General features: G+C 46.6%; 13 protein-coding genes. All 13 read left to right on the top strand.

Annotated elements, in window-relative coordinates; genetic code table 11:
• The first annotated feature begins 12 nt into the window (after positions 1–12).
• The 13 genes from mraY (at position 13) to pgeF (ending at position 14,630) form a co-directional block, all read left to right on the top strand.
• Positions 13–981: a phospho-N-acetylmuramoyl-pentapeptide-transferase gene (mraY, locus tag Q9R46_RS15225; RefSeq protein WP_145332052.1), complete on the top strand. Its 969-nt coding sequence runs from the start codon at positions 13–15 to the stop codon at positions 979–981.
• 3 nt (positions 982–984) lie between these two features.
• Entirely contained in the window at positions 985–2,406 is a 1,422-nt protein-coding gene (murD, locus tag Q9R46_RS15220) for a UDP-N-acetylmuramoyl-L-alanine--D-glutamate ligase (RefSeq protein WP_311281038.1), read from the top strand.
• 48 nt (positions 2,407–2,454) lie between these two features.
• The gene (gene spoVE, locus Q9R46_RS15215; protein ID WP_154888105.1) at positions 2,455–3,552 is read left to right on the top strand and encodes a stage V sporulation protein E; all 1,098 of its coding nucleotides are present in this window, start codon (positions 2,455–2,457) and stop codon (positions 3,550–3,552) included.
• Positions 3,553–3,560: 8 nt separating this feature from the next.
• Positions 3,561–4,670: an undecaprenyldiphospho-muramoylpentapeptide beta-N-acetylglucosaminyltransferase gene (gene murG / locus Q9R46_RS15210; protein ID WP_145332046.1), complete on the top strand. Its 1,110-nt coding sequence runs from the start codon at positions 3,561–3,563 to the stop codon at positions 4,668–4,670.
• 413 nt (positions 4,671–5,083) lie between these two features.
• Complete coding sequence (gene murA, locus Q9R46_RS15205; RefSeq protein WP_145332876.1) at positions 5,084–6,367, top strand: UDP-N-acetylglucosamine 1-carboxyvinyltransferase; 1,284 nt, start codon at positions 5,084–5,086, stop codon at positions 6,365–6,367.
• A 59-nt stretch (positions 6,368–6,426) separates the two neighbouring features.
• Positions 6,427–7,194 (top strand): cell division protein FtsQ/DivIB, encoded by a 768-nt coding sequence (locus Q9R46_RS15200; protein ID WP_145332044.1) that lies wholly within the window; start codon positions 6,427–6,429, stop codon positions 7,192–7,194.
• A 294-nt stretch (positions 7,195–7,488) separates the two neighbouring features.
• A complete protein-coding gene (ftsA, locus tag Q9R46_RS15195) occupies positions 7,489–8,766 on the top strand; it encodes a cell division protein FtsA (RefSeq protein ID WP_311280617.1) in 1,278 nt (425 codons plus the stop codon).
• Positions 8,767–8,916: 150 nt separating this feature from the next.
• Positions 8,917–10,026 (top strand): cell division protein FtsZ, encoded by a 1,110-nt coding sequence (ftsZ, locus tag Q9R46_RS15190; protein WP_311280616.1) that lies wholly within the window; start codon positions 8,917–8,919, stop codon positions 10,024–10,026.
• Positions 10,027–10,456: 430 nt separating this feature from the next.
• Positions 10,457–11,437, top strand: coding sequence for a sigma-E processing peptidase SpoIIGA (gene spoIIGA, locus Q9R46_RS15185; RefSeq protein WP_311280615.1), 981 nt, complete (start codon positions 10,457–10,459; stop codon positions 11,435–11,437).
• Between the two features lie 11 nt (positions 11,438–11,448).
• A complete protein-coding gene (gene sigE, locus Q9R46_RS15180) occupies positions 11,449–12,171 on the top strand; it encodes an RNA polymerase sporulation sigma factor SigE (RefSeq protein ID WP_090923750.1) in 723 nt (240 codons plus the stop codon).
• Between the two features lie 111 nt (positions 12,172–12,282).
• A complete protein-coding gene (sigG, locus tag Q9R46_RS15175; RefSeq protein ID WP_063566979.1) occupies positions 12,283–13,065 on the top strand; it encodes an RNA polymerase sporulation sigma factor SigG in 783 nt (260 codons plus the stop codon).
• A 218-nt stretch (positions 13,066–13,283) separates the two neighbouring features.
• On the top strand, positions 13,284–13,676 hold the full coding sequence (locus Q9R46_RS15170) for a YlmC/YmxH family sporulation protein (RefSeq protein WP_311280614.1): 393 nt from the start codon (positions 13,284–13,286) through the stop codon (positions 13,674–13,676).
• Between the two features lie 54 nt (positions 13,677–13,730).
• Positions 13,731–14,630 (top strand): peptidoglycan editing factor PgeF, encoded by a 900-nt coding sequence (gene pgeF / locus Q9R46_RS15165; RefSeq protein ID WP_311280613.1) that lies wholly within the window; start codon positions 13,731–13,733, stop codon positions 14,628–14,630.
• The last annotated feature ends 4 nt before the right edge of the window (positions 14,631–14,634 follow it).

The raw sequence follows: 14,634 nt of genomic DNA, 5'->3' as shown, positions 1-14,634 counted from the left end.
AGGGGTGAACCCATGGATTTTCAGGTATTACTGTTAACAATCGGCGTTTCATTTATTTTGGCGGTGATTGCCGCACCGCTACTTATTCCGCTCCTGCGGCGGATGAAGTTCGGACAGCAGGTCAGGGAAGACGGGCCTCAGAGCCATTTGAAAAAAAGCGGAACACCAACGATGGGCGGAGTCGTTATTTTACTTGCGTTCACTTTGGCGTTTCTTAAATTCTCAGCGGTCAAAAACACAGACTTTTATGTGTTGCTTGTCGCTACGCTTGGATTTGGTCTCATTGGTTTCTTGGATGACTATATCAAAATTGTTTTCAAGCGTTCGCTTGGACTGACTGCCAGACAAAAAATGCTGGGTCAACTGTTCTTCAGTGCCGTCATGTGTTATTTACTTATTCAAAATGGACATAGCACCGCGATTTCTATCCCGGGAACTTCGGTTTCGTTTGACTGGACGGGATGGTTTTATTATCCGTTTGTTGTGTTTATGATGTTGGCCATTACCAACGCGGTTAATTTCACGGATGGTCTGGATGGTCTTCTCTCCGGTGTCAGTGCGATCGCTTTTGGCGCGTTTGCTATTGTAGCCATGCAGGCAACGTCAATGCCGGCCGCAGTGTGTGCAGCCGCCATGATTGGGGCTGTTCTCGGATTCCTGGTTTACAATGCGCATCCGGCCAAGGTGTTTATGGGCGATACGGGTTCACTTGGCATCGGCGGTGCCATTGGTGCAATTGCCATCGTTACGAAGACGGAACTCCTGTTTTTGGTCATCGGCGGTATTTTCGTAATCGAGGTTCTTTCCGTTGTGATCCAGGTAGTATCCTTCAAAACCCGTGGTAAACGTGTATTTAAAATGAGCCCGATTCACCATCATTTCGAGCTTAGTGGCTGGTCAGAATGGCGGGTTGTCATTACCTTTTGGGCGGTAGGTGCTATTTTGGCCGCTCTTGGACTTTATCTCAACAAGGGGTTGTAAATGATGAATCATCCAGAAACATATCGTGGACAACAAGTCGTCGTGCTCGGACTTGCGAAGAGCGGCGTACAAGTTGCCAAGGTGCTGCATCACGCAGGGGCTAACGTTATCGTAAATGATAAAAAAGACAGGGAACAGTGTCCCGAAGCCTCCGAATTGGAGGCTTTGGGAATTTCTGTTGTATGCGGGGGCCATCCGGATGACCTTATTCATAGTGATGTGAAGCTGGTCGTCAAAAACCCTGGTATTCCGTATCATGTTGCTCCTGTGCAACAAGCACTTGAATTAGGGATTGAGGTGGTGACCGAGGTAGAGGTAGCATATCACCTTTGCGGGGCACCTATGATCGGTATTACCGGTTCTAACGGAAAAACAACGACCACAACTTGGGTAGGGAATATGCTGGAACAAGCAGGCTTGAATCCCATTGTTGCTGGTAATATTGGAACCCCTCTCTGTGAAGCTGCAGAGCAGGCTACCCCTGATAACTGGATGGTGGTCGAACTAAGCAGTTTCCAGCTCAAAGGCACGGTAGAGTTTCGTCCGCGTATCGCTGCGCTTCTGAACGTGGCAGAGACCCATCTGGATTATCATGGGGGCATGGAAGATTACGTGGCTTCCAAGGCAAAGCTGTTTGCCAATCAGCAGCCAGATGACGTTGCTGTTCTCAATTGGGATGATGCGGTATGTCGTGAGCTCATTCCTTATATCAAGGCGAGGTTAATTCCATTCTCGTTGACGGAAAACCTGGAAACAGGCGTGTATGTAGATCCGCCTTATGTCGACGGAGAAGAGGATGATGTAAAGCGTCAGGTGATCTATTCGGATGGTGCAGGCCATCGAGCGGTAATCATCGATGTGGAGGACATTGGTATACCTGGACGTTTTAATGTGGGCAATGCGCTGGCTGCAGTAGCTATTGCAATCGCAGCGGGTGCTGACACGTCTCAGCTGGCTGCTCCGCTAGCTGATTTCAGAGGTGTTGAACATCGACTGGAGTATGTGCTCAAGCATAATGGCTCAGTTTATTACAACAATTCGAAAGCTACCAATTCCAAAGCGACGGTCATGGCACTGAATTCCTTTAAAGAACCTGTTGTATTGATTGCAGGCGGACTAGACCGTGGTTCGGATATGATGGAACTGTTGCCGGTTTTGGAGGAGCGTGTCAAAGCACTGGTGGTTCTTGGTGAAAACCGTGCTAAAATTGCTAAAGTCGCAGAACTGGCGGGACTAAAGCATATTAAGGTCGTCGATAATGAGGAGGACGCTGCCCGTACGTTGACGGTTGCCGTTCAGGAAGCGGCAAGTCTGGCTGAACCAGGGGATGTTGTTTTGTTATCCCCTGCGTGTGCAAGCTGGGACATGTTTGCCTCTTATGAAGAACGGGGACGCATTTTTAAAGAGGCGGCGCATAACTTGTAAGTAGGGGGGTGGAAAAGCCCCTACTTCCATGCAAGGGGTGGCCTCCTGATGAAACAGACGCGACCGGCGCCGGATATTTGGCTCCTGATTTGTATTTTGGCTCTGCTTGCCATCGGCATCATTATGGTGTATAGCGCAGGCTCAGTACTTGCGTTCCGCAACTATGGCGATTCATTTTATTTTGTGAAAAGGCAGATTTTATTCGCCGTGCTTGGGCTAGTAGCCATGTTTGTGACAGCGAATGTGGATTATAGGGTATGGCGAAAGTATGCCAAACCGATTTTAATTATCTGTTTTATTATGCTCATTGCTGTATTAATTCCGGGAATCGGTGTCGTTCGCGGCGGTGCACGTAGCTGGCTGGGGATTGGCTCTTTCGGTATCCAGCCCTCCGAGTTCATGAAACTGGGTATGATTTTGTTTTTGGCTCATTGGCTGAGCAAAGATCCCGGTAAAATTAAAACTTTTACAACGGGGCTGTTGCCTCCGCTTGGGCTGATGGGGCTTGCTTTTGGCATAATTATGTTGCAGCCCGATTTAGGTACAGGCACGGTGATGATGGGGGCATCCATGCTTATCATTTTCACAACCGGAGCACGAATGAAACATCTTGCACTGCTTGCGCTTGGTGGAGTTGCAGGATTCGCGGCGCTTGTTGCGGCGGCACCTTATCGGTTGCAACGGATTACAGCTTTTCTTGATCCGTGGTCTGATCCGCTAGGTGCAGGTTATCAGATCATTCAATCGCTCTATGCCATCGGTCCAGGTGGACTGGCTGGTCTCGGGCTAGGGATGAGTAGGCAGAAGTACAGTTACGTGCCTGAGCCGCAGACGGACTTTATATTTAGTATTTTGGCGGAAGAACTCGGTTTTATTGGTGGAATGATTGTATTATTATTGTTTCTCGTGCTGGTGTGGAGAGGAATGCGTGTAGCAATGACGGTTCCAGACTCCTTTGGTAGCCTGCTAGCTGTGGGGATTATCGGTATGGTTGCTGTGCAGGTCATTATTAATATCGGTGTAGTCATTGGACTCATGCCTGTCACAGGAATTACATTGCCGCTGATCAGTTATGGAGGTTCATCACTGACACTCATGCTCACCGCACTGGGCATATTATTGAATTTATCCCGTTATGCGAGGTGACTTATACGATGCGAGTCGTTCTTAGTGGTGGCGGTACGGGTGGGCATATCTATCCGGCCGTAGCCATAGCAAGACAATGTGAGGCGGAAAATGCCGACTCGACGTTTTTATACATTGGCGGTACACGAGGACTTGAAAGTAAGCTGGTTCCTCAGGAAGATATTCCTTTTAAATCGATTGACATTACCGGCTTTCGGCGTAAGTTATCCTTTGAAAATGTGAAAACGATCATGCGATTCGTTCAAGGGGTAAGGAAATCCAAAAAAATGCTGAAAGAATTCAAGCCGGACGTTGTTATCGGTACAGGTGGTTATGTCTGCGGGCCTGTTGTATATGCGGCGGCCAAGCTGGGAATCCCAAGCGTGATTCATGAACAAAATGCGATTCCAGGTCTGACGAACAAGTTCCTTATGCGTTATGTGGATACGGTTGCTGTCAGTTTTGAAGGATCTGAAAAATCATTCTCTGGAGCTAAAAAAGTAATCTACACAGGTAACCCTCGAGCGACAACGGTAGCTCAAGCCAGTCGGGATCGTGGATTCGCTACATTGGGTGTTCCGATGGACAGCCGTGTTGTGCTTGTCGTCGGAGGTAGCCGTGGGGCTAAAGCGATTAATCAGGCGATGATTGAAATGGCACCAATGCTGGAAAAGCTGGATGATGTACATGTCGTTTACGTTACAGGCGAGACCTATTTTGATGAAACCCGTGAAGCGATCCGTAGTTCTTTGGGAACGATGCCTAATCATCTGCATGTACTTCCATATGTACATAACATGCCTGAAGTACTCGCTTGTACCTCTTTGATTGTGAACCGCGCAGGAGCCTCGTTCCTTGCGGAGATTACATCTCTTGGTATTCCATCGATTCTGATTCCATCACCTAACGTAACCAACAATCATCAGGAGGCCAACGCGCGTACCCTTGAAAAAGGAGGAGCCTCACTCACGATGCTGGAGAGAGAGCTTACAGGCAAGGGCCTGTATGAAGCAATCGCAGGCATTATGAATGACGAATCAGGGCGTAAGCAGATGGCAGAGGCTTCTCGAAAATTAGGTAAACCAGATGCGGCAAAAGTGCTTGTAAACGAAATCAAGCGTCTTGTTGCAAAACGATAATAGGGTGTATGGAGGCATTCATGGGCGATTGTCACACACCAGACGGGACTGACATAAGATACGGTATAAATCGTGACAATCGTTCCATGATACCGTAGTACAGCATCATATCGGCAAAGGTGCAACTAGGGTGAAGACCGTGAGTTACCCACACGGCATTGCTGGTAATGACTGGTCGAACCGAGGGATGGATTGCGGAGCCTTATGGATCGGATGTGTCACGGATAATTCAATTCGCTGAAATTGACTGGGAACAATGGATATCCATATCATTGTTCAATCAGGCCAAGCGACAGCAGAGGACGTCATCACCCTTATACAGTCTATTCAGAGCACTATATCATCTCATGGCGGTATCCACCGGGTACCGTATGTTATCGCAGTGGGTGAGCGTAAACCCCGGAGGTGATACATTGGACAAATTGGTGATTGAAGGTGGGAGACCCCTATCAGGATCCATACGCATCCATGGAGCAAAAAATGCCGCTTTACCGATTATGGCCGCAAGTTTGCTCGCAGACGGAGAAATTACGCTGCACAACGTTCCACACTTGCTGGACATCGAAGTAATGCTGTATATCCTGGAACGACTTGGATGCACATGTCGGCATGAGCAGGGAACAGTGACGATCAATACGTCGCTCGTCCGGTCACATGATGTGCCAGAAGATCTTATGAAGCAAATGCGGTCTTCCATTTTTCTGATGGGGCCATTGCTTGCGAGGTTTGGGAGAGTATCTGTATATCAGCCCGGTGGCTGTGCGATCGGAGAACGTAAAATTGATCTTCATCTCCGGGGGCTGGAAGCACTCGGAGCACAGATTGAAGAACAAGATCAGCAAATTATCTGTCATGGAGCTAATCTGACAGGTGCGGATATTCATCTGGATTTTCCGAGTGTTGGAGCCACTGAAAACATCATGATGGCTGCTGTACTTGCAGAAGGAACAACGACAATTTTCAACGCAGCGAGAGAGCCTGAAATTCAGGATTTGCAGCATTTTCTGAATGCGATGGGGGCACGAATTATGGGTGCCGGCACGGATACAATCACAATAAATGGTGTTGAGAAGTTGCAACCTTGTACCTATGAAATCATACCTGACCGGATTGTCGCTGGAACCGTTATGATTGCTGCTGCTGCAACCCGAGGCAATGTTACGCTTACGCACTGCAATCCGGCACATCTTACTTCGCTTATACATGTGTTAAAGCGCACTGGTGTTCAAATCACAGTATGCAATGATATAATGACTGTGAGTTGTATGACCCGCGCAAAATCAGTGGATCGTATAGTGACTTCCCCATATCCATCGTTTCCAACGGATCTTCAATCACAGATCATGGTGCTACTCAGTTTGGCAGATGGATTCAGTGTGATGAAGGAAACCGTGTTCGAAGGAAGATTTAAACACGTGGATGAACTGAATGTCATGGGAGCGGATATTTCCGTTGACCTGAATGCAGCTTTTATCCGTGGAGTTCCGAGACTATATGGGGCTACTGTAGAGGCGACAGATCTTCGTGCGGGTGCAGCTTTAGTTATTGCAGGTCTGGCGGCTCAAGGTAAAACCATTGTGGAGCAAGTGCATCACATTGACAGGGGATATGATCAGATCGAAAAGTTATTCCAGAGTCTTGGAGCCTCAGTGGAGAGACAGTCGACTGTTTCGAAACAGTTGGATTTTGCCAATTAACGTCCTTGGCGTCCCCTTCTTGGAAGAGGAGGGGGCCTGAGGCTTTGTGGAGCGTTATTATGCCTAAAAGTCAAATTCCGGTTCTCAAGGAGAATCGCCCAAAAGGAAACACAAGCCGTAAGATTGTAATTATCCTATTATTATTATTTATTGTATTGCTGGCTGTATTATTCTTTCGTTCTTCTGTAAGCCGCATATCAGCGATCGAAATTACGGGTAATGTATACACGGCCACTGCGGATTTACTTGAAAAGAGTGGTTTGAGGGAAGGCGACCAGTTTTTTGGAACAAGTGCTACTGAAATCATAGAACGTCTTAAAACGATTAAAGCTGTCTCAACAGTTACTGTGGAAAAGCAATTTCCGGGTACGATTCATATCAAGGTTCAGGAGTTTCCCACAGTCGCTTATGAACTGGACACAACCGGGGCGCTTAAAGCCATATTGTCTAACGGGACAAGCCTGAGTGTTCCGCCAACGATCGGTGTTGCCGTAGAGAAGCCGATTCTGACACAATGGAAACCCAATGATCCGCTCAAAGCAAAGCTTAGTGAGGCGCTGGCTCAAATTCCAAATGAACTGACAACGGACATATCTGAAATTATTCCGAATCCGACACCTTCTTTTCCGGATCAGATTCGCATGTACACCAAGTCACAGTTTGAAGTGATCACAACGATATCGCTGTTAACGGATAAAGTGGAGTATTTGAATCAGGTGATCGAGACCGAACGACCTGGTAAAATTACGATGCTTGAGGCGGATACGTATGTCCCGTTTATACCGGATAATCCTGAGGATGACGCCGAGCCGGGAGCAGGGCAATGACGCATGTTGCTGATTAGCGGTTTTTTGGTGAAAGTCTAGACAGGATCGGGCTTTAGCACCGGTTTATGTGTGAAACTTGTTCTTTCTGAGATGAAGAAAAAATGGTACACTTGAACTTACGGCACATGAGTTGCCTCCTTCTTTTTTCTTCAAGGTTTTATGTTTCACATCCAGAACTTGGCACCCAAAAAAATTGTAGAAAAAAGAGGGAAAGCCTAAACTGTGTTGAATATGTTTTAATGAGTGTTTGAACCCGAACGTATTTTACTATTGGAGTCAGGAGGTGCCACAGACTTGAGCAACAATGACATCATTGTTAGTTTGGACATCGGTACATCCAAAATTCGCGCTATTATTGGGGAAATTAACAATGGAACCTTTAATATTATTGGAGTTGGATCTGCCGACTCGGAAGGAATTCGCAAAGGTGTAATCGTAGATATCGATCAGACGGTGCAGTCGATTCGCAATGCAGTCGATCATGCAGAACGTATGGTAGGTATTCAAATATCCGAAGTATATGTTGGAATCTCGGGCAATCACATCGGACTGATGAGCAGTCACGGTGTGGTGGCAGTATCGAACGAGGATCGTGAGATCGGAGAAGAAGACATGGAGCGGGTGTTGAAAGCAGCCGAAGTCATTGCGGTTCCGCCCGAACGGGAAATTATTGATGTTGTCGCCAAGCAATATGTTGTAGACGGCTTGGAAGGCATACAAGACCCGCGTGGTATGATTGGTGTTCGCCTGGAAGTTGAAGCAACCATCATTACGGGTGCTAAAACCGCGATACATAATCTGTTGCGCTGCGTGGAAAAAGCGGGATTAAAAGTGAGCGACCTGGTCCTCATGTCACTCGGGGCAGGTCAACTCGCCCTGTCCAAGGATGAGAAAACGATGGGCTCTGTGCTCGTGGATATCGGAGCAGGAGCAACAACCATTGCTATTTTTGAAGAGGATAGTCTGGTTGCGACTTCAACTCTGCCAATCGGCGGGGAATTTGTAACCAATGATATTGCTTATGGTTTGCGTACTTTGACGGATCAGGCGGAGAAAGTTAAGTTGAAATATGGTTGTGCCTGGCTTGATGATGCTGCAGCAGATGTGATGTTCAAAGTGACGCGCATCGGTAGCAACGTGGACAAGGAGTTTTCTCAGGAAGATCTGACGGCTATTATTGAGCCTAGGGTTCAGGAGATATTCCAGATGATCGGAACGGAGGTCAAACGCCTTGGTTACAACGAGCTTCCTGGCGGTTATATACTAACGGGAGGTACGGTCTCTATGCCTGGTGTTCTGCAAGTGGCACAGCATGAACTTGCTGCTTCGGTCCGTGTTGCCGTTCCGGATTACATTGGTGTGCGTGATCCTGGATATACCAGCGGCGTTGGTATTTTACACAATGTTATTCGCAGTTTGCGTATCAGGCCCTCGAGTAGCAATGGCGGTAACAACAACAACACTAATAGCAAGAAACCGACGAACCGTCCGAAGCCAAATACGGCACAGGAATCGGAGCAAAAACCCGGTCTGTTCGAACGACTGAAGAATATGTTCAGTGAATTTATATAACAGGTTGGATCCATTTCATACATTCTTGAAGCCGTCTGAATGCGCTGGTACTAAAATAAACGCTTTCGTTCGTCGATATATGAAATTGATTCGGTTCAAATCAAAAATTGGACGGGCCATCCATGCACATTGAGGGGGAGATGGAATAATATGTTGGAATTTGATTTTGAGATGGAGAGCTTGGCTCAGATTAAAGTCATCGGGGTAGGCGGCGGCGGAAGCAACGCTGTAAACCGAATGATTGAAAATGGTGTACAAGGTGTTGAATTTATTACGGTGAACACGGATGCCCAGGCATTACACCTGGCCAAATCCGAGCATAAATTGCAAATCGGTGATAAATTAACTCGTGGTCTTGGTGCAGGTGCCAATCCGGATGTAGGTAAAAAAGCAGCTGAAGAGTCCCGTGACCTGATCATGAACACGTTGAAAGGTGCAGACATGGTCTTTGTTACAGCCGGTATGGGCGGTGGTACGGGTACAGGTGCAGCTCCTGTGATCGCTGAAATTGCCAAAGAGTGCGGTGCCCTTACTGTGGGTGTAGTGACGCGCCCCTTCACTTTTGAAGGCCGCAAGCGTTCCAGCCATGCAGAACAAGGCATTGAAGCACTTAAGGAAAAAGTGGATACATTAATCGTGATCCCGAATGACCGTTTGCTTGAGATCGTAGATAAAAAGACGCCGATGCTGGAAGCATTCCGTCAAGCGGATAATGTATTGCGTCAAGCGGTACAGGGTATCTCCGATTTGATCGCAGTACCCGGTTTGATCAACCTTGACTTTGCAGATGTCAAAACGATCATGCATGAGCGTGGATCTGCGCTTATGGGGATCGGCGAATCGACGGGTGAGAACCGTGCGGCTGAAGCAGCACGCAAAGCCATCATGAGTCCTTTGCTTGAAACTTCCATTGAAGGCGCACGCGGCGTAATCATGAACATTACAGGTGGCGTTAATCTGTCCCTGTATGAAGTGAATGAAGCAGCAGAGATCGTAACGTCGGCTTCTGATCCGGAAGTGAATATGATCTTTGGTGCGATTATTGATGAAGATCTGAAAGAGGAGATTAAGGTTACGGTCATCGCCACTGGATTTGAGGATAAACCTTCTGCTCCACCGGCACGCAAACCTGCTACAGCATCAGAGGCGGCAGAGACACGTTCACCGAATCTTCGTCCATTCGGAAATCAGCCAAGCAATGATCAGTTGGACATTCCGACATTTTTACGTAATCGTTCCCGCAACAATAACAACGAATAATCAGGCAGTATAATACTTGGAAAACCCGGTGTTGCTTTTGCAGCTACCGGGTTTTTTGCTGTTTTTTTATATAGCTTAACATACAGGAATGAACAAATTCTGAACAACTCGGCTGCGTCATTCCGACAAAAATAGTTGAAGACAAGCTCCCACATTTAGACAGACTTTGAACAGGAGGGTACGTATACTTGGGAATATGCTCATGAATATCGAGAGGATGAAGCACTTAAGTCGAATCAATCCGAAGCACTTAAGTCGAATCAATCCGAAGCACTTAGGCCGAATCAATCCGAAGGATTTGGGTCGATGCAATCCAAAGCATGTATGATTGTTTTAATCAAAGCCACGTGAGATCGATTCAATCTAAAAGCATGTGAGATTCGTTGTAACCTTTCATTTCGATAGGTTCGATGCCAGGCAGGTGAAGAGCGTGGTTGTGTATGTCGATCTGATCTTTCTAACAAATCTATGCATGGATGGAGCGCTCATCGGACTGACGGCCTGGATGCGCCAAACGAAGCTGGTCTGGTGGAGATGGCTGTTATCGGCCATCGTCGGGGCGTTATACGTTGTGATGATGTTTGTACCACAGTTTGATTTCCTGTTTACGTTTTTGATCAAGTTTGGTTTTTCTCTTGTGATGTTGAGTATCGCGTTTGGATATAAGGGACTGCAAGCTTTTCTAAGGACGCTAGGTACATTTTACGTCATTAATTTCGTGGCGGCTGGAGGCATTCTGGGTGTGCATTATATGCTTCAGAGTTCGGGAGAATTGTTCAATGGCATCTGGTTCACAGCATCTGGCGGCATGTCGTTTGATCTGAAGATTGCGTTCTGGTTCATTTTCATTGTATTCTTCGCGGTGCTCATTTTATTCAAAATTGTGCAAGGAGCCAAACGTAAATCAGATCGCATGACCACTTACCTTGGTCAAGTCGAGGTTTGCATTGATGAGGTTATTGTGTCTTGTACAGGCCTTCTGGATACAGGGAATCAGCTTACAGACCCTTTGTCACGGATGCCGGTGATGGTTATGGAGGTTTCATTGTGGCAAACGATGTTGCCTGACTCATGGAACAGTAGATTGAAACACGAATCACCGGAAAACCTCATTATGGAGCTGGATCAGAAACATTTTCGTTGGCAGGATCGTCTGCGCTTGGTTCCTTATCGGGGGATTAATAAAGGAACAGCATTTATGATGGCGGTCAAGCCTGATCGGGTTAAAGTGACGATGGACGGAACAGATTATGTGACGACAAAAGTTCTGATTGGACTGGATGGGGGCGTTTTGTCTTCGGATGGGAAATATCAGGCCGTGATTCATCCTGAACTGGTGCAAGAAGCTGCTTCTGCGCAGTCTAAGGCTCAATCCGCAGAACCCACAGAAAAGCCGCTGAATGTGGTATAGGAGGAACCTACATGCTTGTGAAATGGAAATTGGTTGCCCAGCTACAATATTATCGTCTGTTATTCCTGTTTGGGTTGAAAAGTGAAGAGATCTATTACATTGGGGGAAGTGAGGCACTACCACCTCCATTGACACGGGAAGAAGAAGAGTACTTGCTACAGAAGTTATCTTCAGGAGATTCGGCGATCCGTGCCATGTTAATTGAGCGTAACCTGCGTCTGGTGGTATACATTGCACGTAAGTTCGAGAACACAGGTATTAACATCGAGGATCTCGTATCTATAGGTGCAATTGGACTAATCAAAGCTGTAAATACATTTGATCCGGAAAAGAAAATAAAACTCGCGACTTATGCTTCGCGTTGTATCGAAAATGAAATTTTGATGTATTTACGGCGTAACAGTAAAATTCGTACTGAAGTTTCTTTTGATGAACCACTGAACATTGACTGGGATGGAAATGAGCTTTTATTATCCGATGTACTCGGTACAGAGAACGATACAATCTATCGAAATATTGAGGAACAAGTAGATCGCAAGTTACTGCATAAGGCGCTGGAAAAACTGACCGATCGCGAGCGAATGATTATGGAGCTTCGTTTTGGCTTGACGGATGGTGAGGAAAAGACGCAAAAAGATGTGGCAGATCTGCTTGGAATCTCCCAATCCTATATCTCAAGGCTTGAAAAAAGAATCATTAAGAGGCTTCGAAAAGAGTTCAACAAAATGGTCTGATCCAGTGGGAAAAGAAGAATGGGTATTACTGGCAAGGGTGCCAACGACGAATAAAAAAGCCTGCCCCGGAGATAATGTACATTAATGTTTCTCCTTGGGAGGTAAATCACGATGACCCGAAACAAAGTCGAGATTTGTGGCGTGGACACCGCAAAGTTGCCTGTTCTCACCAATATTGAAATGCGGGAATTATTTCATTCCCTTCAGCAGCACCATGATCGCTCAGCAAGAGAGAAATTGGTGAATGGCAATCTGCGTCTGGTACTCAGTGTCATTCAGCGTTTTAACAATCGGGGGGAGTTTGTCGATGATCTGTTCCAGGTTGGATGTATCGGCCTGATGAAAGCCATTGATAATTTTGATTTATCCCAGAATGTCAAATTTTCGACCTATGCAGTACCGATGATTATCGGTGAGATTCGCAGGTATCTGCGTGACAATAATCCGATTCGTGTATCCCGCTCTTTACGGGATATTGCCTATAAGGCGCTTCAGGTTCGTGACAGCCTGACGAATAAAAATTCACGCGAACCGACGATATTTGAAATTTCGGAGGTACTGAATGTGCCGAAGGAAGATGTCGTTTTTGCACTGGATGCCATTCAAGATCCGGTATCTCTGTTTGAGCCGATTTATCACGATGGGGGTGACCCGATTTATGTGATGGATCAGATCAGTGATGACAAAAACAAGGATGTGTCCTGGATTGAGGAGATTGCATTGCGGGAAGCGATGCACCGTCTCGGTCAACGGGAAAAGATGATTTTGTCGATGCGCTTTTTTGAAGGGAAGACCCAGATGGAAGTTGCAGATGAAATCGGGATATCTCAGGCTCAGGTTTCACGTCTGGAGAAATCAGCTATACAGCAGATGCAGAAACATGTGAAGTCGTAGGATGACATTAAACAAGAAAGGCGATCAGTCGGAGAATCATTCCATTGATCGTCTTTTTTATGCAAAAAAAAGGGAAGCACCCTATTCCAGTGTAGTGCTGCCCGAGTTGGCTGTTGTAATAAACAAGCGAAAAACAGGACATTTTTCGCCTACAGAACATATATTGTTATAGAGGCATGCTGAACGGGCAGATGAGCTGTAAACAGGGGGCGGGTAAAATGAGAGTGAACACGAATGAGTCAACGTCACGAGGCATGAAGATCTCCGATTTTCAAACAAAGGATGTCATAAATATTACGGATGGCAAACGTCTCGGCCAGATCAGTGACCTGGAACTGGATCTTAAGCAGGGGCGAATTGAAGCCATCGTTGTTCCAGGATATAGCCGTTTTATGGGGTTGTTTGGAGGAGGAACAGATCTGATTATACCTTGGAGAAATATCGTAAAGATTGGCTCGGATGTCATTTTGGTTAAAATGGATGAAGTGAAGGAACAGGCTTATGATGAGCGTGAGCGGGAAGCTCGGTTATATGATGAGCAGCAACACGGCCGCACGGAGCGCATAGAGCGATTGGAACGGCTGGATCGGAGTCAACGAAGAACGATATAAACGAGACAGAATGCATCCGCATTTGGTAAACTGGAAGTTGTGAGGTGATGAGGAATGGAACCCTTTGTATTGGACAAAGATGTCATAAAGGATATAGAAGAGAAAACGTATTATGGTGATCAAGATCCGCTGTTATTATATATTGAACCTTGGAAACAGTTGTTTAAGCGGTTAACGGTCGGATTTACAACTAGACATGGCGGCGTTGGTCAAGAACCCTACGCTACCCTTAATTGTGCGTATCACGTTGGGGATGATGCGAAGGCAGTGCTCCATAATCGCCGTCTCATGACGGAGAAGCTTGCTTTCCCGCTGGAAGCATGGACTTGTGGAGAACAGGTGCACGGTAAAGCGGTGGCTGTCATTACAGCTAAAGACAAAGGCAGAGGACTGCTGGATCGTCAATCCGCATTTCAGGATACGGATGGTCTGGTGACCAACGTGCCTGGAGTACTGCTGACTTCGTTTTATGCTGACTGCGTTCCCTTATATTTCTATGATCCGGTGAATCAGGCTGTAGGTCTTGCTCATGCAGGATGGAAAGGAACTGTGGCGGGTATTGCCGTCTCTATGGTGGAAACGATGGAGCGGGAGTATGGAAGCCGGAGAGAGGACATTCGAGCGGCTATTGGCCCCTCCATTGGGGATTGCTGTTATGAAGTGGACGAGGCTGTTATGCAGCATGTTCGGGTTTGGCTGGATGAACCTCAGGGTAATGATGAATACAAGCATACTGCTTCAAAGCGCATATATACACCTGTTGCGAACGGAAAAACGATGTTAAACTTGAAAGAATGTAATCGACACATTATGATGAAAGCAGGAATATTGCCGGATCATATCGAATGTACAACATGGTGTACAAGTTGTCATCCCGAACTATTTTTCTCCTATCGTAAGGAAAATGGAGTAACGGGAAGAATGGCGAGCTGGATTGGGCTGGAAGAGAGGTGACCTC

Origin of the sequence: Paenibacillus sp. RRE4, from assembly GCF_031844205.1 — a bacterium.
Classification (GTDB): Bacteria; Bacillota; Bacilli; order Paenibacillales; family Paenibacillaceae; genus Paenibacillus; species Paenibacillus xylanexedens_B.
The sequence above is the reverse complement of the archived record's forward strand: the minus strand, read 5'-3'. Positions and strand labels throughout refer to the sequence as shown.